This is a genomic window from Nitrospirota bacterium (assembly GCA_040755395.1).
Classification (GTDB): Bacteria; Nitrospirota; Nitrospiria; order Nitrospirales; family Nitrospiraceae; genus DATLZU01.
Map to the genome: position 1 here is coordinate 91536 of JBFMAX010000010.1, position 23849 is coordinate 115384.

Below are 23849 nucleotides of genomic sequence, written 5' to 3' on the forward strand. Positions count from 1 at the left end.
TAGCTTCCTACTCCTGATATGTCACCGACCCCGCCAGCTTGTTGAAGCCCGAGTCCAGGATGACTCCGACGACGCCGACAACCAGAATGGCGAAGATGACGCCGGCGATATCCAAGTTGTTCCATTCAATCCAGCTCAAATAGCCGACCCCCAACTCGCCCAACAGCATCTCGGCCGGCACCACGGCCACCAACGCGCTCCCGAACGAGATACGAAGCCCGTTCACGATCGTCGGCGCCGCGCCTGGCAAGATGACCTTGAACAGCCGTTTGAACCAGGAGAGTTGCAGAATCGCGGCCACGTGGAGGTACTCCTTTTTGAGCGAGTTCACGCCGAAGGCGGTGGTCGCCAGGGTCGGCCACAGCGATGCCATAAACACCACCAGGACGGCCGTCCACTTCGGGTCCTTGACCGTGTAGAGGAGCAACGGCATCCAGGCCAGAGGCGAGATCGGCTTGAGAATCTGGATATATGGATTAATCGCCTGAAACAGCACGCGGTTGAGCCCCAACACCACGCCGAGAACGATCGCCGCAACCGACGCGGCGAGGAACCCGCCGGCGAACCGCGACACGGTATAGAGCACCAGGTAGCCGATCCCGTGGTCGTTCGTGCCTTTCTTCACAAACGCCTCGCCCAATTCAGTGAGGGCCTTGTTTAGAACCGCCAAAGGGCCCGGCACGCCCTTGACCTTCTCTTTTTCTGGGTTCCAGACGTAGCTCCCGTCCTCGGTCCGCACGATGTCTCCGTTGAACTCCATCAATTGAAGCTGCTCCTCGGTCATCCCTCGCGGATCAAACGACGGCCGCAGCGTGAAGAGATGCCACGCCAGCAGAAACACAACGAGCAAAAACCCTGAAATCACCCACGGATTGCCCTTGCCCACCATAGCTTGATCCCTCTTTACCTACTGCTTCCCTGGTCTACCCTCTTACCCTTGATGAGGGCGGTCTGGGCTACCCTCACTGCGCGCCTCACGACCCGTTGCTCAGGCCCATTGCGACACAAAGAGCAACGGGCCCCCGGCACCGCCCGCAACTGAGAAACGAGATGGGTCTTGCGTGCGCGTTCTGCGAGCACAAGGGCAGCCCAGACCGGCCCTCATTCCCCCTCACGCCATGCTGTGAATCTTGAAACTCTTCAAATACGCCTCCGGCTGCTCCGGATCGAAGACCCGACCCATGATCGTGTGTTTCGTCATGGTCGCCTGGTGCGTCGGATAGCCCAATTCTTTGGCGATCTTGTCGCACTCGGCGGCCAGATAGACCTGCTCGGCCACCGCCTTGTAGTTCACGTCGCCTTTCAGATGGCCCCACCGTTTCATCTGCGTCAGAATCCAGATCGCCATCGAATGCCAGGGATAGGGATCGAAGTCGATCCGGTCCGGAATTTTCTGAATCTTGCCCAACCCGTCGGCGTAGGTGCCGGTCAACACCTGTTCCAGCACGGTGACAGGCTGGTTCAGATAATTCGCCGGCGCGATCGCGGCCGCGATTTCCTTCCGGTGCATCGGGTTGGACGCATAGTGCGTCGCATCCACGATCGCCCGGAACAACGCGCCGAACGTGTTGGGATACTTGGTGGCGAACTCCTTGGACACCGTGAAGGCGCAACAGGGATGACGATCCCAGATCTCCTTGGAGAGCTTGTAGATAAAGCCGACATTTTCGTACACGGCCCGCTGGTTGAACGGATCGGGCGCCAGATACCCGTTGACGTTGCCGGCCTTCAGGTTGGCCACCATCTCGGGAGGCGGCACGACACGAATCTGCACGTCCTTGTCCGGATGCACACCGCCCTCCGCGAGGAAGTAGCGCAGGAGATAGTTGTGCATCGAGTAATCGAACGGCACGCAGAACCGGAACCCCTTCATATCGGCGGCGGTCTTCACCTCCTTATGCTTGATGTGCAGGGTGATCGCCTGTCCGTTGATGTTCTCCACCGCCGGCATGTAAAACGGAACCGGCAGTGATCCCGCGCCGAGCGTGATCGCCAGAGGCATCGGCGTGAGCATGTGGGCGGCGTCCACTTCCTTGTTGATCGCCCAATCTCGGACCATGGCCCAGCCTGCCGCGCGCTTCACGGTGGCATTCAAGCCGTACTTCTTGTAGAACCCCAACGGCTCCGCCATGATGATCGGCGTCGCGCAGGTGATCGGGATGAAGCCGATGCTGAGGTCCTTTTTTTCCGGCTTGCCGACCGGATCCGCCGCAAAGGCCGCGATCTTGTCCAGCGGGAGCACTTCGTTGATCAGCGCGGTGAGCGCCGCAACCCCCAGACCGGCCAGGAACTGCCGCCTCGACGGTCCGGCCGCACGCAACACGGCCTCGACCACCGACCGCCCGACGGTCTGCTCGAAGTGCTCGCCGGACGAGAGCGTCTGTTGCGGATGGGTTGCCACAGTCTCAGGGTAGGTTCCTTTCTTCCTCTTGTTTTTCATGATGTTCTCCTTCGCCGCATGAGTCGGCCTTGTCTCATCGGTCTCCAACCGGCTCGCTGATCCGATACTTCCTCATCTTATAGGCGACCTGCCGAGGGGTAAGCCCCAGCGCCCGGGCCGCGCGGGCTTGAACCCATCCCGCCCGCTCCAGCGCCTCCAGAAGCCTTTGCCGCTCGATCCCCTGCAAACTCTCCCCCAGCGGGAGCCGCTCTTTGCCCGCCGCCATCCCGTCGCTCCGGTCGTCGCGCGCCACATGTCGCATATCCGCGAAATAGCCCCGCAGCGACGGCGGCACGGTGTCGATGGTCATCCGGTCCCGTTCGGCCATCACGACCAGCCGCTCGACGCAGTTCTGGAGCTCCCGGACATTGCCCGGCCAGTGATAGCTGGACATCAAGGCGAGGAGATCGTCGCCCAGCGAGACCCGCCGCCGGTTTTCACGGTTGAAGCGAACCAGAAAGTGAGTGATCAGCAGCGGCACGTCCTCGGCCCGCTCGCGCAACGGCGGCAGCGTGATCGGAACGACGTTCAGCCGGTAGTACAGGTCCTCCCGGAACGTGCCGCTCCGCACCATGGCCTCCAGATCCCGGTGCGTCGCGGCGATGAGCCGCACGTCCACCGAGATCGACCGGTTGCCGCCGACCCGCTCGAAACACCGCTCCTGCAGCACCCGTAGCAGCTTCACCTGCGTCGCCGGCGGAATGTCGCCGATCTCGTCCAGAAACAGGGTCCCGCCGTCCGCTTGCTCGAAGCGCCCCTTGCGCGTCTCGACCGCGCCCGTGAAGGCGCCCCGCTCATGTCCGAACAGCTCGCTTTCCAACAGCGTCTCGGTCAAGGCCGCGCAGTGGAGTCGAATAAACGGGCCGTTCGCCCGCGGCCCTTCGACATGGATGGCTTTCGCCACGAGCTCCTTGCCGGTTCCGCTCTCGCCGCGCAGCAGCACGGTCGCCTGACTGTGGCTCACCCGCCGGATCGCTTGGTAGACCTCCAGCATGGCCGGGCTTTCTCCGACAAGGCTGGCGAACCCAGCCTCATGGGTCGACAACGGCTCGCCGCTCTCGCCTTCCGAGAATACCTTCGCGCGAAGACGCCGGAGACGGTCCCGCGTCAAATCGAGCGCCTGCGTGAGTTTCTGCTGGAGCGCACCGGCGCCGGCCAGGACGGTTTCGATCGCTTCGAGCGCGGCCAACTCTTCCCGCAGCCGTTCTTCCTCGGTCAGATCCGTCACACTCACCACGTGTCCACCGATTCGATCCCTTCAGCCGAACTTTTCCAACAAACAAAAAGGCGCCGAACGTTTCATCGAGACAGACATTACCCCTCTCCCTCGATGGCGCTGGCGCCTTTGCCATTTCGCCCGACGACGTTGTCGGGCTTAGCGTTGAGCGAATAGCAAACAGCTAGCAGCGACTCAGCAACTCACCCTCAGGTGTACGTTCTCTGCTATCCGTTTCGGCTATCCGCTATTTGCTGCTCGCTGTTCGCCTATCGCTTACACGTCGTAATACATGAAATATTCGTACGGATGGGGACGCAGGCGGAGCTGGTCGACTTCCTTGCTCCGCTTATAGTTGGTCCAGGTTTCGATGAAATCCTCGCTGAACACGCCGCCCTTGAGCAAAAACTGATGATCCCGCTCCAGATTGCTGAGTGCCTCATCGAGACTGCCCGGCATGGTCGGAATCTTCGCCGCCTCTTTCGGCTCCAGATCGTAGAGATCCTTGTCCGCCGGCTCGCCGGGATTGATCTTGTTCTCGATCCCGTCCAGTCCCGCCATCAACATGGCTGCGAACGCCAGGTACGGATTGCACGCCGGATCGGGGAACCGCACTTCGATCCGCTTGGCCTTGGGGCTCGGCGAATACATCGGAATCCGGATGCCGGCCGATCGGTTGCGGCTCGAATAGGCCAGCAGCACCGGCGCCTCGAAGCCCGGCGTCAGCCGCTTGTAGGAATTCGTCGTCGGATTCGTGAACGCGGCGAGCGCTTTCGCGTGTTTCAAAATGCCGCCGATGTAATACAGGCACGTCTGGGAGATTCCTGCGTACTCCTTGCCCGCGAACAGCGGCTTGCCGTCCTTCCAGATGCTCTGGTGCGTGTGCATGCCCGACCCGTTGTCGCCGAAGATGGGCTTCGGCATGAAGGTGACGGTCTTGTTGTGGCGACGCGCGACGTTCTTCACGATGTACTTATACATCATCATTTTGTCGGCCATACCGACCAGCGTATCGAAGCGGATGTCGATCTCCGCCTGGCCGGCCGTGGCGACTTCATGGTGATGCTTCTCCACGAGCATGCCGACCTTCTGCATCTCCAGAATCATTTCGCTGCGGATGTCCTGTTGCGTGTCGGTCGGCGCCACGGGAAAGTAGCCTTCCTTATGCCTGGGCTTCGAGCCCAGATTGACGCCTTCTTTGCCCGCGTTCCAGATGCCTTCGTCGGAATCGATGAAATAGTACCCGCTGTGGCTGTTCTGATCGTAGCGGGCGTGGTCGAAGATGAAGAACTCGGCTTCCGGTCCCCAGTACGACGTGTCGCCGATCTTCGTGCTCTGCAGATACTTCTCCGCCTTTTGCGCGACGAAACGCGGATCGCGGTCGTAGTTCTCACGCGTGATCGGGTCGACGACGTTGCAGATCAGGCTCAAGGTCGGCACGGCCGCAAACGGGTCCAGACAGGCGGAGGCCGGATCGGGAACCGCCAACATGTCGCTGTTCTGGATCGCCTTCCAGCCCCGGATTGACGAGCCGTCGAATCCCGACCCGTCCTTGAACAGACCTTCGTTCAGTTCTTCGACCGGAATCGAAAAGTGCTGCCAGGTCCCCAATAGGTCGCAAAACTTCAGATCCACCACCAGCACTTTGTTCTTTTTCGCAAACTCTAAAACCTCCCGCACGTTCATTCCCGTCCCTCCTTTCAGACTCGTCTCAACAATGCCGCCGTCCTTGTCGCCCGTTCCTATGTGATCTTCCTGCCCAAAAACGCGTCGATCTCCGCCTCCACTGCGGCGCGGATGGTCTCCAACTGCGCGTGGTCCACGATTTTCCGGCCCTGCAGGTCCGTCACATAGAAGACGTCGGCGACCTGATCGAGCCGGGTGGAGATGCGGGCCGCGTGCACCGACAGGTTGAGCCGGAAGATCGCGTTGGTGATGACGTACAACAAGCCCTGGCGGTCGTCGGCGAACACGTCGATGATCGTGAACCGGTCGGACGTCTCGTTGTCGAGCCGCACTTCGGTCGACTGCCGGTTCGACGGAAACGGCCGGCTCGCGGAGATCCTGGTGCTGCGCCGCATCAACTCATCGATCCGGACCTCGCCTTTCAAGGCTGCTGCGATCGTGCGGCTGATCGCCTGAAGCCGCTCGGCGGGCGGCGTGCCGTTGTAATCCGGATCGGCCACCTGAAACGTGTCGACCACGACGCCGTCGTGGCGGGTGAGAATCTGCGCGTCGAGAATCTGCAGCCCGCTGGCCGCCATGACTCCGGCGATCTTGGAAAAGATCCCGGGAATCAGATCGTTGAACGTCACCACCGCATATTCGCAGGTCCCGAGCGACGGATTGAATTCCGCCTCCACCAGCACTTGCCCTTCTTTCAGCCGGTTGATCGCCGCCAGATGGGCCGCAATGCGATTCGGCGGCGTGCCATAGGCATACCGCAGAGGAAATTGGCGCAGTTGCGCCTCGATCCAGTCGGGAGCCGCCGCGTCCAGTCCCGCAAGCGGCGCCTGTTGCGCCACGTCGCTCACCACCCGCTTCCACCGCTCCGGCTCGTCCGTGGTCCCCCGTTCGCCCGACACTTCCGGCATCGTACGCAGATACAGTTCGATCAACAGCGATTCTTTCCACTTCGTCAACACGCCGGGACCCACCGCCGCGATGTCGGCCGCCGTCAGCACCAGCAGTTTCCGCAACACCTCGGGCGTCCCCACTTCGCGGGCGAACGGCAGGAGCACCTTTTCGTCATAGGGATCGCGCCGGAACGCCGTGTGGGCCATGAGCAGATGCCGGTGCACCAGGAAGACCAGCGTGCGCGTTTCCTGTTCATCGAAGCCGAGCAGCGCCGCCGCGTCCTCCGCGATCGCCCTGCCGACTTCGCTATGGTCCTCCTCCTGCCCCTTGCCCAAATCATGGAGCAGCACGGCCAAATGCAGGATGTCCTTGCGCTTGATCTGCCGGTAGACTTCCCCCAGCATCCCCTGATCCGACGTCAACGCCTCAGCCTTCGCCACGGCCAACAGGCTGTGCTCGTCCACCGTGTACTTGTGATACTGGTTGAACTGCATCAGGCCGCGCACCGTCGCGAAGGCGGGAATCAGCTTCTCCAGCAAATACGCCCGATGCATGGCCTGCAGCGTCTGCGCCGCCCCGGGACCGGACAGAATTCGTAAAAAGCTCCGGCTGACGTCCGGGGTGCGAAAGGCCTCGCCTGACAGGTGCTCGACGTGCCGGTGGATGTCCTCCAGCAAGGACGGGTCGATCACCAGCCGCCGCTCCCGCGCCAGGTCGAAGAGCTTGAGCAGCAGCGCCGGGCTGTCCAGCACGCGGGTCCGCCGCTCGGCCGGGACGCTGAGCGCGTCGCCGATCACGACAAAATCCTCCTCCAAGCGGGGCGCCGGCAGGAGCCCGGCCAGCCGCTGCCGGAACGGCACGCTGCGGCAGCGGTCCACGAACCGCATGCACCGCTCGTGCAGCCCCATCGTATGCCGGTAGTACAGTTGCATGAACTGCTCGACGGCCAGCAGGTTCGGCCTGTCGCGGAATCCGAACTTTTCGGCCAGCCACATTTGTTCGTCGAACGTCAGGATTTCCTGCGCCATCCCGGCGCGAAAGTGCATGAACGCCCGCACGCGCCAGAGAAACTCGCGGGCGTCGCACAGCGCCGCATAATCCTGCCTGGAGATGAGGCCCCGGTCGGACAACTCGCGGATCGTCGGCGCCTGATAGCGGGCCATCCCCGCCCATTGCAGCACGTGGAGGTCCCGCAACCCGCCCTTGCTCTTCTTGACGTTGGGCTCCAGCAGATACACCGTTTCGCCGAACTTCTCGTACTCGCGGCGCCGTTCGGCGAGCTTGTGATCCAGATATCTGTCCGCGCCTTTGGAGACCACTTTGCGCAGGTACTTCCCGTGGAATTCTTGGAACAGCTCGGGGCTGCCGGCCAGGAACCGCGCTTCCATCATGGAGGTCCGAATCGTCAGATCGGCGGTGGCCAGTTCGATGCAATCCTGGATCGTCCGCACACTGTGGCCGACTTGAAAGCCGATGTCCCAGAGCGGGTGGAGCACCCGGCGAACCAACTCCGGCACCAGCCGGCCGGATTCCGGCCGGAACAGGAACATGAGATCGATGTCGGAATGGGGCGCCAACTCGCGGCGGCCGTACCCGCCCAGCGCGACCAGACAGCAGTGTTGGGAACCGGCCAGGACGAAGTCGTCTCCGCCTTTGCGTATCGCGTTCCGGTACCGGCCGGCGATGAGGCCGTCCACCAGATCGGTGATCGCCGAGACCACCTCGGCACCGGATGCGCCGTCTTCCAACCGCTGATGGATCGCGCAACGCTGCTCGGCCAACATCGTCCCGACGATCCCGACCTCGCCGTCGCGCAAGGCGCCGATGGATGAGTCGCCGCCGGTCGCAAACATCACAATGCACTCTCTCCCGTTTCTCCGGTCCGGATACGGACCGCCGCGCTGAGGTCCCGCACGAAAATCTTGCCGTCGCCGATGCTGCCGGTCTTGGCCGTCCGGGTGATCGTTTCGATCACGCGGGGCACCTGGCTGTCCGTCACCGCGACCTCGATCTTCACTTTGGGCACGAACTCGATCGTGTACTCCGTGCCGCGGTACGTCTCCTTGTGGCCCTTCTGCCGCCCGAATCCCTTGACCTCGGTCACCGTCATCCCCTGAATGCCGATCTCGAGGAGCGCATCCTTCACTTCGTCCAGTTTAAACGGCTTGATGATCGCTTCGACCAGCTTCATGTCTTCTCCTCACAGGCTAGAGGCACGGGGCTAGCACGCATAATTCATGAACGCTTCTGCTGCAATCGCGGATTCGCCGCTGGGCACCCATTGCTCCGGGATGCAATGGGTCCCGGCCGGCATGCGCCTGAACGGCATGCCGGCGGGCAGGCTCGCCCCGCGCGGCCTCTACGTACTGTTGCAAGTACGCCTCGGCCCCGCGGGGCTCCACGTACCCGTCTCGCTTGGCGACCGCCGGGTACCCGTTGCTCTTCTCGATGCAACGGGTGTAACGCGACGAACCGTCATGAATTATGCACGTTTGAGGCCAGGGAGGGACAGGCTGCTGTTCTTCGATCTTTCGCCTCTTGCCGCGTACCACTTGCCTCACGCCTGGTTATGAATACGCCCGCTCGTTGTGCTGCGTCAGGTCCAACCCGGTGGCTTCTTCTTCCTGCGAGACGCGCAGCCCCATCGCGTTCTCAACCAACTTCAGGATGACGTAAGAGCCGACGAAACTGAACACCGCAGCCGACACCACCGCCACGGCTTGAACGGCCAATTGGGAGGAATTGCCGAAGAACAGGCCGTCCGCCCCGGCGGGATTGATCGCCTTGGACGCGAACAACCCGACCGCCAACGTCCCCAGCACGCCTCCGATGCCGTGCGTCCCGACGACGTCGAGCGTGTCATCATAGCCGATCCGCCCCTTCCACACAATTGCGAGATAGGAGCATCCACCAGCTACGAGACCGATCAGGATCGCGGCGCCGGGACCGACGAATCCGGCGCCGGCCGTGGACGTGGCCAAACCGGCGACCGCGCCGCTGGCGACTCCCAGGACCGTCGGTTTGCCGCGATGTTGCCATTCGACGACCATCCAGGACAGAGCGGCGGCCGCCGCCGCCAGGTGCGTGGCCACCAGCGCATTGACCGCCACCGCATTGGCGCCTCTCGCGCTCCCGCCGTTGAACCCGAACCAGCCGACCCAAAGAAGGCCCGCGCCGAGCAGAACGTACGGCAGATTGTGGGGCGCCATATAATCCGTTCGCCATCCCCGGCGCCGCCCCAAGACCAGCGCGCAGGCCAGCGCGCTCAACCCGGAGCCGATGTGGACGACGGTGCCGCCGGCGAAGTCGACGGCGCCCAACTTGCTCAGCCATCCTCCGCCCCACATCCAATGGGCCAGGGGCACATAGACGAACAGCGACCAGAGCACGGTGAACATCAACATGGCGCTGAATTTCATCCGCTCCGCAAAGGCGCCGGTAATCAACGCCGGGGTGAACGAGGCGAACAGCAATTGGAACAGCATGAAGGCCGCATGGGGAATCGTGCGGCCGTAAGCCGGTGCGGGCGCCGTCCCGACGCCGCTCAGAGCGGCCCAATCGAGCCCGCCGATCACGCCGCCGCGGTCCGGCCCGAAGGCGAGGCTGTAGCCGCAGATCGCCCAGAGAAGGCTGACCGTGCACAGGATGGTGAAGCTTTGCACCATCGTGCCGATCACGTTCTTGCTGCGCACCAGCCCCCCGTAAAAGAAAGCGATGCCCGGCACGATCATCGCCAGCACCAGGGCGGACGCGGTCATCATCCAGGCCGTGTCGCCGCTGTCGATTCCTCCCGCCGCGGGTGCGGACGCCTCGGCCCACACGTCGGTCGTTACACCCACGAGACCAATGATGGTCCCCGCGATCAGCGTCGCGCACCGATTCGTCGTTTCCACTCTGGCCTCCTTCTTGGCGTCCACGTGCAACGCTCCCGTCGGCTGCCGGCGATCAGCCGGTCTCACACGCTCCGGTACCCGTTCGTGATCGGCATCCGCCGATCTTTGCCGAACGCCCGGTGTGTAATCTTGATCCCGATCGGCGCCTGCCGTCGCTTGTATTCGCTGCGGTCCACCATCCCGATCACCCGCGCGACGGTCTCGCGGTCGAATCCCATGGCGACGATTTCCTCCAGCGACCGATCCTCTTCCACGTAGGCTTTCAGAATCGGGTCCAGCGTCGCATAGGGCGGCAATGTGTCCTCGTCCTTCTGGTCGGGTTTCAGCTCGGCCGTCGGCGCGCGATCGAGGATGCCCTTAGGAATCACCGCGCGCTCCCCGCGACGATTGCGAAGCCGCGCCAGCTCATAGACCATCGTCTTGGGCACGTCTTTGATCACCGCAAAGCCGCCAGCCATGTCGCCGTAGAGCGTGGCATACCCGACGCTCATTTCGCTCTTGTTGCCGGTGGTCAGAACGAGATGGCCGAACTTGTTGGAGAACGCCATCAGGATGTTGCCCCGGATACGGGCCTGGAGGTTTTCTTCCGTCGTGTCGGCCGGCCGGTTTCCGAAGGCCGGCGCCAATGCCTTGAGATAGGACCGGAACGGGCTGGTGATGGGAATCGTCCGCAGCGCGATACCCAACCGCCGGACAAGATCGGCCACGTCGTCGCGGCTCTCCCTCGACGTGTACGGGGACGGCATAAAAACGCCCAACACGTTGGCGGGTCCCAGCGCATCCACCGCAATCGCCGCCGTCAGCGCCGAGTCGATGCCCCCGCTCAGCCCGATCACCACGCGTTTGAAGCCGTTCTTGCGCACATAATCGCGTACGCCCAGCGTCAGGGCCCGATAGACCTCTTCGATGGAGTCAAGCGGCAAGACCAGCGGCGGAATGGCCGGGACCCGCTTCCGGCCGCCGGTTGCGACCGCGAGATCGACCCGCTCGATCGCTGAAGCGAATTGGCCGGCCGGCGCCTTCCGCCGGCCGTGAGCCATCCGGGACCGGGCCACCGCCTCGATGTTGAGATCGGCCACGAGGAAATCCTCCTCGAATGCCTTGGCCCGCGCGATCACGTCGCCCGTCTGATCAAGAATCAGGCTGTTCCCGTCGAATACCAGCTCGTCCTGTCCGCCCACGGTGTTGGTGTACGTCAGGATCACGCCGTTCTCGCGCGCGCGGGTCGCCAGCATCTGCTCGCGATAGCGGCTCTTGCCCACGTGAAAGGGGGAGGCGTTGATGTTGACGATCACCTCCGCGCCGGCCCACGCCTGGATTCTGGCCGGTCCCTCCGGCAACCAGATGTCTTCGCAAATATTCACCCCCAAAACCGTGCCGTTCAGCGTCACGACGGGGAGCCTGCGGCCCGGATGAAAATACCGGCTCTCGTCGAACACGCCGTAGTTCGGCAAGAACCATTTGCTGTAAGTGGCTGCCACGCGCCGCTCCCCGATGACGGCGGCCGCGTTGTAGAGCTCGTGGCGTCCGGCCGGGACGACCGTCGGCGACACGCTCTTGTGATCCGACGCTCCACCTTGTCCCACATAGCCGACGACCGCCGCCAGACCTCGACACTCGCGGGCCACCTGTTGCAACGCCAGACGATTGTCTTCGACGAAACGGGGCTTCAACAGGAGGTCTTCGGGCGGATAGCCCGTCACCGCCAATTCCGGAAATGCCGCCAGATCCGCTTTGGCCTTTCTGGCCTCGCGAAGCCACCCGATGATCCTCTTGACGTTGCCGTCCAGATCGCCCACCGTGGGATTCATCTGGACCATGGCGATACGAAACGAGCGCATATCTGCTCTCGGGGATATAGTCTTCAGTTTTCAGCTTTCAGCTATCAGCAAAAAGGGATGCACTCCTCTCTTTTTAAGCTGACGGCTTCCATCCAAAAAAAAACGCCCTCAATCCCGCCGGGGGACCGAGGACGTCGTTGTCCGTCGACCAGTACGTTGTCTTCGCTGATGTGGAGACTCCGTTGTCTCCAAAAAACGGCGCCAGGATACCACCGGGCCCGCACGGCTGTCAAACCCCCTTTGGCAGGAAAATCCGGTCAATATTTGCGCCACACAACGGGCGGCAGGTTCCACAGTTCCCGCCGCACGGCCGCCCACAGTCTCTGCTGCGCTGCGGCGAGATCCGGCGCGGACCGAGCAACCAGTTTGACGGCCAGTCCGGGAACAGCCGGCTGCGAGACTCCGCCGAGGATTCGCCCGGACCGCTCATCAAGGATCAGTGCCAGCTTCTCTTCCAGTCGCTTCCAGGCCTCTTCGCCGATGGCATCGCCGACCGCATAGAACGAAGCGACATAGTTCCACGGTTCGACCAGCCCCACCCCGCCGGAGCGGTCGTCTGGACAAAGCATGTACCGCTCCAAGACCGACGCGCCTGATGCCGTCCTGATTCGAATCTCGTTGTCGAGACTTGCGAACGCCCATCGCTCGCCGCCGGCGATCCGCCCCGACGCGATCGCGTCCCAAAGCACGGCCGTCGCCCCCGGCTCAAGAGTGACCTGAACGGCCTGGCGAAACCGTGAACCGGCAAAAGGAATGGTCGGTTCCGGTATCCACTCGAGGATCGCGTCCGGTCCGACTGATATCTCGATGACTTGCGCGGACGGCGCTCCCAGCGAGCGGTAGACCTTGTTCGCGGAAGGCGTGGACATGAGCACGTGTGCGCGCGTCCCCAGGGACAGGTCGATGGCCAGATGGTCGCCGCCGACCAAGCCTCCGGAGGGATTGAGCAGCAGCGTATAGGCGCATCCCGTCTCATCGAGATAGATGGGCGGGAAGAGATGCCAGGGCGTGCGGCAGGATGACCGGGAAAGCACCGTCCGCGGCCCCTGTCGCACATACATGAGCGTGAGCTTCCCCTTCCGGCCGACGGATGAGAGTTCGGAAAAGTTCAAGATTCGAGGTTCGAGGTTCGATTCAAGCAGAGAGCCGCTTTTCAACTTCGAACTTCGAACATCGAACATGTGAGACAGCCTCTCAACCTAAACTTCAGCCTTAGCCTTTCTCTCCAGCCGCTGCTCGACCCAGTCCACGACGCGATCCAGTCCATCGCCGGTCAGGAGATTGGTAAAGACGAACGGCAGGTCGCCGCGCATGCGGCGGCTGTCCCGGTCCATCACCGTGAGATCGGCCCCGACGTACGGAGCTAAGTCGATCTTGTTGATCACCAGCAGATCCGACCGCGTGATGCCCGGCCCCCCCTTGCGCGGGATCTTGTCGCCTTCCGCCACATCGATCACATAGATGACATAATCCACGAGTTCCGGGCTGAACGTGGCCGCGAGGTTGTCGCCGCCGCTCTCGACGAAGAGCAGCTCCACGTCCGGATGGCGCCGTATGAGGTCGTCGATGGCTTCCTGATTGTGCGACGCGTCCTCGCGGATAGCGGTATGCGGACAGCCGCCGGTCTCCACACCGAGGATGCGGTCCTGCGGCAACACGCCGCGTTTGGTCAGAAACTCCGCGTCTTCTTTCGTGAAGATATCGTTCGTCACGACGGCAAGGCTATAGCGATCGCGCAACCGCTTGCAGAGCGCCTCGACCAGCGCGGTCTTGCCGGACCCCACCGGCCCGCCGATGCCGATGACCGGAATGTGCTTGGCGCGGGCCTGCGTCGGCTTTCCACCGCCGTGATGACCGTGCTGGTGATGATGCTGGCCGCCCATGGAAAAGCTCTCAGCTATTAGCTCGCCCCCACCCTTTCCTCCCCCTACTAAGGGGAGGGCTAGGGAGAGGGTCACGATCGAAAAAGCCGCGACTCCAGCCGGCTGTGCCGCATGGCGTAAATGTCCTGCACCGGCGACCAGGACATCAGAACGGACCGGCCCTGCACCTGCCGGCTCAGCTCCGTCAGAAGGAGAGCCCAGCTCTCCAGCAACCGCTGGCCTTCGCGCTGGCCCACCGGCAGCAGCTTCATCGCGGCGGAGACGAACCCGACGGCCGTCTGATAGAGATAGGCCGCGATCGTGTCGGTTCGTGTCCACCCGCAGGCGGCCAGTGCCAATCCGATGCTTACGGGCAAGTGTCCCGGAGTGCGATCCTCTTCAATCGCCGTTCGGAATTCCTCAAGAAGCCGGTGTTCTCTGAACTGGTCCGCCGCCACCCGGATCACCTGCCGTCCCATTTGCCGGCTCGCCATCCGTGACTCACGCCCAATCTTCATCGCGTCTAGTTCACGATCAACCTTTAGCGCGGCCTCCAACCTGCCGGTCGCGACCGCCTGGTGAGCGACCGCCACGGCGACCGCTTCACGGCGGCGTATGCCTCCGCGAAACAGATCCTTGACATACCGGGACAGGTCATCGACATTGCGCACCGCCCCACCCTGCACCGCCGCTTCCAACCCCGAAGAAAACGCATACCCCCCGGACGGAAAGAAGCTGTCGATAAAGCGGAGGCCACGCAGGAGTGAAAGAGTATCCATGAATAACAGCGCGTCGCTATGCGTAAGGCGTCATGCGCGAAGCGTAAAGCCCCTCCTTCTCAGCCTCTTACGTTTCACGTTTCACGCTTCACGTCAGAATAAGAAATACCGTTGCGCCATCGGTAGCACCACCGCCGGTTCACACGTCAACCGGACGCCGTCGGCCGTCACGACATAGGTTTCCGGATCGACTTCGATCTTGGGCAGGGCGTCGTTCAACTTGAGATCGCGCTTCGTGAGGCCTCGGCACTGTTTGACCGGAACGATCCGCTTCTGCAACCCGAGTTTCTTGGGCACGTCCCGGTCCAGCGCGGCCTGCGACACGAACGTGACGCTCGTGCTGCAGATCGCCCGGCCGTAGGACCCGAACATGGGCCGACTCAGGACCGGCTCCGGCGTCGGGATCGAGGCGTTCGGATCACCCATCGCCGCCATGGCGATGAACCCGCCCTTCAGGACCAATTCAGGTTTCACGCCGAAGAAGGCTGGTTTCCAGATCACCAGATCCGCGAACTTGCCCACCTCGACCGATCCCACCTCGTGCGCGATGCCGTGCGTAATGGCCGGATTGATCGTGTATTTGGCCACGTAGCGCTTGGCCCGGAAATTATCATGGCGGGGCGAATCCTTGTCTCCGTTCGGGAACAGGTGGCCGCGTTGGATCTTCATCTTGTGGGCCGTCTGCCAGGTCCGGATGACGACTTCGCCGATCCGCCCCATCGCCTGCGAATCGGACGACATCATGCTGATCGCGCCGAGATCGTGCAGCACATCTTCCGCCGCGATGGTTTCGCGCCGGATGCGGGATTCCGCGAACGCCACGTCTTCGGGCACGTTTTTGTTGAGGTGGTGGCAGACCATCAGCATATCCAGATGCTCGTCCATGGTGTTGACGGTGAACGGCATGGTGGGATTGGTGGAGGACGGCAAGACGTTCGGCTGGCCGCAGACCTTGATGATGTCGGGCGCGTGGCCGCCGCCCGCCCCCTCCGTGTGGAAGCTATGAATCGTCCGGCCGGCGAAGGCTTTGATCGTGTCCTCGACGAAACCGGCCTCGTTCAACGTGTCCGTGTGGATGGCGACCTGCACGTCATACCGTTCGGCCACGCTCAAACAGGTGTCGATCGCGGCGGGTGTCGTCCCCCAATCTTCGTGCAGCTTCAGCCCGATGGCGCCGGCTTCGATCTGCTCGTTCAGCCCCTCCGGCATCGAGGCGTTCCCCTTGCCGAGGAATCCGAGGTTGATCGGGATGCCGTCCGACGCCTCCAGCATGCGGTGAATGTTCCAGGGGCCCGGCGTGCAGGTGGTGGCGTTCGTGCCGGTGGCCGGCCCTGTGCCGCCGCCGATCATGGTCGTGATGCCGGCGGACAGGGCCTCCCAATATTGTTGCGGGCAAATGAAGTGGATGTGGGTCTCCACGCCGCCGGCCGTGACGATGCAGTGTTCCGCGGAGATCACTTCCGTTCCCGGCCCGATCGCCATGCCCGGCGTGACGTTCGGCATCACATCGGGATTGCCGGCCTTGCCGATGCCGACGATCCGGCCGTCCTTGATCCCGATGTCCGCCTTGACGATCCCCCAGTAATCCAGAATCAGCGCGTTGGTGATCACCGTGTCCAGCGCGCCGCCGGCGCTGGTCACCCTCGGCGATTGCCCCATCCCGTCGCGGACGACCTTGCCGCCGCCGAACACCACCTCGTCGCCGTAGGAGGTGAAATCCTTTTCCACTTCGATCACTAGATCGGTGTCGGCCAGCCGGACCCGATCGCCGACGGTGGGGCCGAAGAGGTCGTGGTATTGCCGTCTGGAGATCTTCACCGCCCGCCTCCTTTCCGGAGAAAACCGCGTTCCGCCGCGCGAGCCAGCGCTCCCGCTTTGGTGCTCGGATCGCCCAGCGGCCCTTCGGTCAACCCGTTGATGCCGCGCGCGATCCTGTTCCCGGCCAGAGCCACAAGCGTGACCCGCTTCTCTTCCCCTGGCTCGAACCGTACGGCCGTGCCGGCCGGAATGCAGAGCCGAAATCCGTACGCCCGCTCACGGTCGAATGTCAGCGCCCGATTGACCTCGAAAAAATGGCAATGCGACCCGACCTGAATCGGTCGATCGCCGGTGTTCGTCACCGCGAGTTCTCTGGTCTCACGCCCCTTGAAGGCTTCAATGTCTCCGACTCCCGGCAGGACTTCGCCTGGAACGATCGGCTTTGCAAGCTCGGCTTTGATCGCGGCGGACAGAGAGTCTCCTCCGGCCTTCATTTTCTTGGGAGCCTTGGTCGGGGACCGCGTGGTCTTCGTCGGCATGCCATCCCTCCCTGGAATAATCAAACACAGCGCCGGCGATGAAGGCGATCAGCGAATCGGCTGATGGACCGTGACCAACTTCGTACCGTCGGGGAAGGTGCCTTCCACCTGGATCTCCGGAATCATCTCCGGCACGCCGGGCATGACATCCTTGCGGGTGAGCAGCGTCGCGCCATAGGTCATGAGATCGGACACCGAACGCCCGTCGCGGATGCCTTCCAGAATCGCCGCCGTGATATAGGCCACCGCTTCGGGATGATTCAACTTCAATCCCCGGGCCTTCCGCTCCTTCGCTAACTGCGCGGCGATATAGATCAGGAGTTTTTCCTGTTCTCTTGGCGTCAAATGCATAGCAACCCCGTCGCTCGTCAATGGTCAATCGTCAATCGCTTTACTCGTGCGTCCCCTCCCTCAGCCGGGCAATAGAGCTAAAGACTTCGGCGGGTGACGCCAGCCTGGGAGCCCGGCCGCCCCGCAGCGGGGCCCCTACACCGGGCGGGGTGCGAGCCTGCACCCGGTGCAACCGGGGCGGAGCACCGGGTACCCGGCTGGTCGGCGGCAGGACCCGCCTCCTAAGCCTCTATATCATCACCAAATGCTGCCGCACCTGTTCCTGGCTCAGTTCCGATGTCTTGCCCGACGCCACCACCGCTTTTTCGTGAATCTTCTCTCTTCTCCTTCCCTTCTCGACGGGCAAGCGGACTTCAATGGGATGGCCGGGGTAGGGTCAACTGGGCGCATCGAGCGAGCACTTTCCGAAGTGGGCGCTCTGCGAGCAACTGACCCTGCCCCGGCCGTCCCATCTCCCACCATCTCTCACACGACCAAATGCTGCCGCACCTGTTCCTGGCTCAGTTCCGACGTCTTGCCCGACGCCACCACCGTCCCTTTGGCCATAATCACATACCGATCCGCCAACCTCGCCGCGAACTGCAGGCCCTGCTCCACAAGCAGAATGGCGAACCGTCTTTGGGCTTTGAAGCCGATGATTACCTCCTCAATGAGATCCACGATCGAGGGCTGGATCCCCTCGGTCGGTTCGTCCAACAACAACATCTTGGGCTGGGACAGCAGCGCCCGCGCGATCGCGAGTTGTTGCTGCTCGCCGCCGCTCAGTACCCCTCCGGGCCGCTCCAGCAGCATGGTCAACTTGGGGAACAGGGAGAACACCTCGTCGAATGCCGCGGTCTCGGTGGTCCGATCGCCGACTGCCGATCCGGCCCACAGACCGAGTCGCAGATTCTCCCGGACGGTCAGGTGAGGAAAGATCTCCCGCCCCTGCGGCACGTAGGCCAGGCCGCCGCGGACCCGCCGATCCGGCGAGTCCTTCGTGATCTCGACCCCATCAAACCACACCCGGCCGGACCGGACCGGCAGCAGGCCCATGATGGCCTTCAGCGTCGTCGTCTTGCCGACCCCGTTCCGTCCCATCAGACAGAGCACCTGCCCCCGCTCGACCGTGAACGACACGTCTCGCAGGATATGGCTTTCGCCGTAATACACGTTCACGCTCTCGAGCTGCAGCATTGCATTCATCGCGCCGTTCGCCGCATGCATTTCACTAGACGCTTCACGTTTCACGCCTCACGCTTCACGTTCTTCAGGCATGGGCGATCTTGTGATGCCCCAGGTAAATTTCGACCACGCGTGGGTCCGACTGCACTTTCTCGACCGGCCCTTCGCAAATGACCGTGCCCTCGTGCAGCACCGTCACGATGCGCGCGATCTGCCGTACGAACTCCATGTCGTGCTCGATCACGACGATCGCGTGTTTGTCCGCCAAGGACTTGAGCAACACCCCGGTCTGCTCGGTCTCTCGATCCGTCATGCCGGCCACCGGCTCGTCCACCAATAAAAGCGCCGGGTCCTGCAGGATCACCATCCCGATCTCCAGCCACTGCTTTTCCCCGTGCGAGAGCGCGCCGGCGCGGAGATGGGCCTTGTCCTTGAGCCCGATCGTCTCCAACGTCTCGGCGATTCGCTCCCGCTCCGCCGGCGTGGATCTGCCCAACAGCGTGGCGAAGACGCCCTTGCTGGGACGCCGCAGGGACAGGTCGAGATTTTCCCAGACCGTGAGGTTGCCGTAGATTGACGGAGCCTGGAACTTCCGGCCGATCCCCAACTGGGCGATCTCGTGTTCCGGCAAGCCGATCAGGTCGGTGTCCTTCCCGAAAATCACCCGGCCGGCGACGGGCTGGACCTTGCCGGAGATCACATCCAGCAGCGTCGTCTTGCCCGCCCCGTTCGGACCGATGACGACCCGCAGCTCGTGATAGTCCACGATGAAATTCAGGTTGTTCAGCGCCTTGAACCCGTCGTAATCGACGGTCACGCCCTCGAGATAGATGATGGAACCGCGGTCGGTCACAAACCACCTTCGGTGGAATTATGAACGTGGAATGGGGAATTGGACCGTCTCAACATCTGCCATTCCTCATTTCACATTCCTCATTCCACATTGTCGCTACCCCTTACTCGCCGGTTCCGGCACAGCTATCGGTTTATGCAACCCGCGCCAGCCGACCCGGAGCTTTCGGCCCAGCCCGACCAGGCCGTCCGGAAACAACAGCACCACTGCGACGAAGAGGCCGCCCAAAAAAAACGGCCAGAGGTCGGGAAAATGGTTGGTCAGAATACTGCGCGCCCAATTGACCCCGACCGCGCCGATGATCGCCCCGATCAGCGTGCCGCGCCCGCCGACCGCCACCCAGATGACCATTTCCAACGACGGCAGCACCCCGATTTGCGCCGGCGTGATGATCCCGACCTGCGGCACGTAGAGCATGCCGGCGAGTCCGGCTAAGGCCGCCGAGACGACGAAGACGAACAGCTTGTAGTTGGCCGGCGAATAGCCGGAGAAGAGCACCCGCTGCTCGCTGTCACGGATGGCGACCAGGACCTTGCCCGTTCGGGATCGGACGATCCAGCGACACAGCAGATAGGCCGCCCCCAGGCACAGCACGGTGATGACATAGAGGGCGCGCTGCGTGCCCGGTTCGCTCAGCCGGAAGCCGAGCATCTTCTTGAAGTCGGTCAGACCGTTGGTGCCGCCCAGGTTGGTCTCGTTGCGATTGAAGACGAGCCAGGCCGAGAGCGCCAAGGCCTGGGTGATGATGGCGAAGTAGACGCCCTTGATCCGGCTGCGGAACGCCAGGAACCCGAACACCAGGGCGAAGAGCGTCGGGACAAGAAGCGCGGCGGCGAAGGCAAACGTGAAGCTATAAAACGGCTTCCAAAAGAGCGGCAGCTCCTTCACCTGGTTCCAAACCATGAAGTCCGGCAGCTCGCTGCCGTACACGCTCTCCGTGCCGATCGCCAGCATGAGATGCATGCCGATGGCATACGCCCCCAGTCCGAAGAACACGCCGTGGCCCAAGCTCAGAATACCGGTGTAGCCCCAGATCAAGTCGAGGCCCAACGCGAGAATAGCGAAGGCGAGGAATTTGCCGAAGCGGTTGAGGGTGAAGTCCGAAACACGGAGCCAGGAATCTTCCGCCGGGAGGACGTTCAGCAAGGGCAGGATCACCAGGAGCGTGAAACCGACCAGCCAAAACGCAAGCCCTTCCCGTTCATGCCTGTCACCCATCGGTCGCTCTTCATTCATGCCGCTCCCCGACAGCGCTTTCACATTGCGAATGCTGAATCCTGAATGTTGAATTCTGAATTGTGGTTTCAATTCATAATTCAGAACTCAGAATCCAACAATTGCCTATTCGACGTATCGCCCTTTGATCGCAAACAGCCCGGAAGGCCGCCACTGCAGGAACAGGATCACGAGCACCAGGATCAGGACTTTACCGTAGACGGCCCCGAAACTGGGCTCCAGCAATTTGTTGAGCCCGCCGATGCCGAGCGCCGCGACGATCGTGCCCATCAGCTTGCCGACCCCGCCGGTGACGACCACCATGAAGGAGTCCACGATGTAGTTCTGGCCCAAGCCCGGTTCGACGTTGCCGATCAGCGTGAGCGCGCAACCGGCCAATCCCGCCAGGCCCGACCCGAAGGCGAAGGTGTAGGCATCGACCTTTCGGGTGGGGATGCCCAGACACGCGCTCATGTTGCGGTTCTGCATCACGGCCCGTACCCGCAGGCCCAGCCCGGACCGGAACAGCAGGACATAGATGCCGGCGACGCACACGATGGACAACGCAATGATGAAGAGCCGGTTGTAGGGCAGATAGACCCCGACCATGATCTGCACGCCGCCGCTCAGCCAACCGGGGGCGACCACCGCGGTCAGGTCCCCGAAGTACACACGGGCGGCTTGGATCATGACGAGGCTGAGCCCCCAGGTCGCCAACATGGTTTCCAGCGGACGCCCGTAGAGGAACCGGATGACGGCGGCCTCCAGGATCAGTCCGAACAGCGCCGCAACCACAAACGAAATGGGCATGGAGAGAAGGAAATAATAGTCGAAGATGTCCGGCGGAAGATAGGCCTTGAAGCATTCCTGCGTGATGAACGTGGCGTAGGCCCCAACCATCATCAATTCGCCGTGGGCCATGTTGATCACGCCCATCAGTCCGAAGACGATGGCCAGGCCTAAGGACATGATCAACAAGATAGAACTGAGGCTGATTCCTCTGAAGAGGGTTTCAAAGGCGCTGGACCAGGTCGCCCAAACTTCGATGCGCTCGATAGCCTCGGTTGCGGCCCGCGCGAGAACTTTCTGTTCATCGGTCGCGCCGGGATCGGCGGCGGCCCGCGCGAACTCCTTCAATGCAGGCAACGCGTTCTGACTCCGCAGCTCGCCCAATTTGACGACCGCGGCGGCCCGGGCATCCGCATCACCCGAGGCCAGTTTCAACAGGTGCGCCGACTCCTCCATCGTGTAGCGCACCCAGCGATTCGGCTCCCGGGCGGCGGCTTGCTCCAGCCAGGGGATCGCCGCCGGCCGGCCGAGCGTCCCCAAGTCCGTCGCCGCGGAGCGGCGCTCATCCGGCTCGTCGCTGGCCAGCTTGGCGCGGTTCTTCAGCAGATCCATCACCGGCTTGATGGCCAGCCGGAGACTGCGATCCGCGTCGGCTCGAATCGCGTCCAGGCGAGGCAGCAGGCGTTCATCGCCCTGCTCGATGAGCGTGCGGATCGCCGCCTCCCGCACCGCCTCATCGTTGCTCGACAGATTCGCCAGCGCCCGCTCGACCGCAGGCGGCGGAGACGGCGCCGCCGCCCCCTCCGCCGCCGTCGCCCCTTCACTTCCACACACTGCAAGCAGCCCGAGAAACATCAAAGACGGTAGCGTTCTGAACTTCGAGATGATCACGATATTTTTCACAGTCTGAATGAGCCTTCGGGGCACCACTATAAGAATGAAGATGCGGGTGGCACCGACCTGGGCGCCCGTCCGCGCGGAGCGGGGTCCCTACACCGGGCGGGGTGCGAGCACGGACGGGCTGGCCGGTGACGGGACCCGCATCTTCATCCCAGCCTGCAAATAGAGTAACACGCTGGTGACGTTGACCCGCTTATTCTCCGATCAGGCTTTCTTCTGATACGTCCCCTGATGCTTCACCCAATCGCATCCTTTGTCCGGATTGGTGTACTCGCTCCAGGGCTCGGGCTTGACCAACCCTTTGCTCTGCCACACCGTCTTGAACTGCCCGTCCTTCAGGATCTCCCCGATCAGGACCGGCTTGTACGTGTGGTGATTGGCCTCGTCCATCTTCTTCTTGCCGCCCGGCGCCATGAACTCCATGCCGTACACCGCCTTGCGGACCTTGTCGACCTCGGTCGACCCGGCTTTCTCCACCGCCTGCTTCCAGACGTGGACGCCGAAATAGGCCGCTTCGATCGGATCGTCCGTCACGCGCTTGTCGCCGTCCGGCAGGTTGTTCCTCTTGCAGTACGCCTTGAAGTCGGCCACGAATTTCTTGTTCTCCGGCGTGTCGATGCTCTGGAAGTAATTCCAGGCCGCCAGGTGTCCGACCAGCGCCGTGGTGTCCATGCCGCGCAGCTCATCTTCGGCCACGCTGAACGCCATGATCGGCGCGTCCTCCGCGCGCAATCCCTGGTTGGCGAATTCCTTGTAGAAGGGCACGTTGCTGTCGCCGTTGATCGTGCTGATCACGCAGGCCCCGCCGCCGGCCGCGAACTTTTTGATCTTGCCGACGATGGTCTGATAGTCCTGGTGATGGAACGGCGTGTATTCCTCCATGATGTTGGCCGGCGGCACTTTCTTGGCCAGCAACATCGCCCGCAGGATCTTGTTGGTCGTGCGGGGATACACATAGTCCGTCCCCAAGAGATAGAACTTCTTGAACCCGCCGCCTTCCTTGCTCATCAGGTAGTCCACCGCCGGTACCGCCTGCTGATTCACCGCCGCGCCGGTATAGAACACGTTATGCGAGCACTCCTCGCCTTCGTACTGCACGGGGTAGAACAGCAGGCCGTTGTTCTTCTCGAACACCGGGAGCACGGACTTGCGGCTGACCGAGGTCCAGCAGCCGAACACGACCGCCACCTTGTCCTGCAACAGCAACTGCTTGGCCTTCTCGGCAAACAGATCCCAGTTCGAAGCGGGATCGACGACGACCGGCTGGATCTTGCGGCCCATGACGCCGCCTTTGGCGTTGATCTCCTCCACCGCCATCAGCACCACGTCGCGCAGGGAGACTTCGCTGATCGCCATCGTGCCGCTCAACGAGTGCAGCACGCCGATCTTGATCGGCTCCCTGTCCGCCGCATAGGACAGAGCCCAGTGGCCCAGGTTGCCCAGCAACGCGGCAATGCCCACCCCGGCCGCGGCCTTCGTGCCCTGCGCCAGGAACTCGCGGCGGGAGGGGTTCTGGTCGGCATTCGCGTCCTGCGGCCCATTCATCGATTCATTGGTCTTCGTCTCGTCCATGTTCACGCTCCTTTTGCTATCAGCTATCAGCCGCCAGCTTTCAGTTTTCAGCTTTCGGCGATCAGCTTTCCGCCGAGGGCCGACCGCTGGCGGCTCGCCA

19 protein-coding genes are annotated in these 23849 nt (G+C 62.7%); all 19 read right to left on the reverse strand.

Features of this window, described 5'->3' with window-relative positions; all coding sequences use genetic code 11:
- Positions 1-7: 7 nt before the first annotated feature.
- A complete protein-coding gene (locus tag AB1555_14325; GenBank protein ID MEW6247870.1) occupies positions 8-889 on the reverse strand; it encodes an ABC transporter permease subunit in 882 nt (293 codons plus the stop codon).
- Between the two features lie 222 nt (positions 890-1111).
- A complete protein-coding gene (locus AB1555_14330; GenBank protein ID MEW6247871.1) occupies positions 1112-2440 on the reverse strand; it encodes a CmpA/NrtA family ABC transporter substrate-binding protein in 1329 nt (442 codons plus the stop codon).
- Positions 2441-2474: 34 nt separating this feature from the next.
- Complete coding sequence (locus AB1555_14335; GenBank protein MEW6247872.1) at positions 2475-3668, reverse strand: sigma 54-interacting transcriptional regulator; 1194 nt, start codon at positions 3666-3668, stop codon at positions 2475-2477.
- A 264-nt stretch (positions 3669-3932) separates the two neighbouring features.
- Positions 3933-5342 carry a type I glutamate--ammonia ligase gene (gene glnA / locus AB1555_14340; GenBank protein MEW6247873.1) on the reverse strand — a complete coding sequence of 470 codons (1410 nt, stop codon included), beginning with the start codon at positions 5340-5342 and terminating at the stop codon, positions 3933-3935.
- 56 nt (positions 5343-5398) lie between these two features.
- Positions 5399-8086 (reverse strand): [protein-PII] uridylyltransferase, encoded by a 2688-nt coding sequence (gene glnD / locus AB1555_14345; GenBank protein ID MEW6247874.1) that lies wholly within the window; start codon positions 8084-8086, stop codon positions 5399-5401.
- Positions 8086-8424, reverse strand: coding sequence for a P-II family nitrogen regulator (locus AB1555_14350; protein MEW6247875.1), 339 nt, complete (start codon positions 8422-8424; stop codon positions 8086-8088). Before AB1555_14350 ends, glnD begins: the two co-directional genes overlap by 1 nt.
- Before the next feature lie 376 nt (positions 8425-8800).
- On the reverse strand, positions 8801-10192 hold the full coding sequence (locus tag AB1555_14355) for an ammonium transporter (GenBank protein ID MEW6247876.1): 1392 nt from the start codon (positions 10190-10192) through the stop codon (positions 8801-8803).
- Positions 10189-11967, reverse strand: coding sequence for an NAD+ synthase (locus AB1555_14360; protein ID MEW6247877.1), 1779 nt, complete (start codon positions 11965-11967; stop codon positions 10189-10191). Before AB1555_14360 ends, AB1555_14355 begins: the two co-directional genes overlap by 4 nt.
- A gap of 257 nt (positions 11968-12224) precedes the next feature.
- Positions 12225-13148, reverse strand: a complete 924-nt coding sequence (locus AB1555_14365) for an urease accessory protein UreD (protein MEW6247878.1) — start codon at positions 13146-13148, stop codon at positions 12225-12227.
- Positions 13149-13166: 18 nt separating this feature from the next.
- Complete coding sequence (gene ureG / locus AB1555_14370; protein ID MEW6247879.1) at positions 13167-13850, reverse strand: urease accessory protein UreG; 684 nt, start codon at positions 13848-13850, stop codon at positions 13167-13169.
- Between the two features lie 71 nt (positions 13851-13921).
- Positions 13922-14608 carry an urease accessory UreF family protein gene (locus AB1555_14375; protein MEW6247880.1) on the reverse strand — a complete coding sequence of 229 codons (687 nt, stop codon included), beginning with the start codon at positions 14606-14608 and terminating at the stop codon, positions 13922-13924.
- Positions 14609-14701: 93 nt separating this feature from the next.
- A complete protein-coding gene (gene ureC / locus AB1555_14380; GenBank protein MEW6247881.1) occupies positions 14702-16426 on the reverse strand; it encodes an urease subunit alpha in 1725 nt (574 codons plus the stop codon).
- Positions 16423-16905, reverse strand: a complete 483-nt coding sequence (locus AB1555_14385; GenBank protein ID MEW6247882.1) for an urease subunit beta — start codon at positions 16903-16905, stop codon at positions 16423-16425. Before AB1555_14385 ends, ureC begins: the two co-directional genes overlap by 4 nt.
- A gap of 48 nt (positions 16906-16953) precedes the next feature.
- Complete coding sequence (locus AB1555_14390) at positions 16954-17256, reverse strand: urease subunit gamma (GenBank protein ID MEW6247883.1); 303 nt, start codon at positions 17254-17256, stop codon at positions 16954-16956.
- A 465-nt stretch (positions 17257-17721) separates the two neighbouring features.
- The gene (gene urtE, locus AB1555_14395; protein ID MEW6247884.1) at positions 17722-18441 is read right to left on the reverse strand and encodes an urea ABC transporter ATP-binding subunit UrtE; all 720 of its coding nucleotides are present in this window, start codon (positions 18439-18441) and stop codon (positions 17722-17724) included.
- 64 nt (positions 18442-18505) lie between these two features.
- Positions 18506-19273 carry an urea ABC transporter ATP-binding protein UrtD gene (gene urtD, locus AB1555_14400; protein MEW6247885.1) on the reverse strand — a complete coding sequence of 256 codons (768 nt, stop codon included), beginning with the start codon at positions 19271-19273 and terminating at the stop codon, positions 18506-18508.
- 96 nt (positions 19274-19369) lie between these two features.
- Entirely contained in the window at positions 19370-20491 is a 1122-nt protein-coding gene (gene urtC / locus AB1555_14405) for an urea ABC transporter permease subunit UrtC (GenBank protein MEW6247886.1), read from the reverse strand.
- A gap of 123 nt (positions 20492-20614) precedes the next feature.
- Positions 20615-22180, reverse strand: coding sequence for an urea ABC transporter permease subunit UrtB (gene urtB / locus AB1555_14410; protein MEW6247887.1), 1566 nt, complete (start codon positions 22178-22180; stop codon positions 20615-20617).
- A 201-nt stretch (positions 22181-22381) separates the two neighbouring features.
- Positions 22382-23749 carry an urea ABC transporter substrate-binding protein gene (gene urtA / locus AB1555_14415; GenBank protein MEW6247888.1) on the reverse strand — a complete coding sequence of 456 codons (1368 nt, stop codon included), beginning with the start codon at positions 23747-23749 and terminating at the stop codon, positions 22382-22384.
- Between the last annotated feature and the right edge of the window lie 100 nt (positions 23750-23849).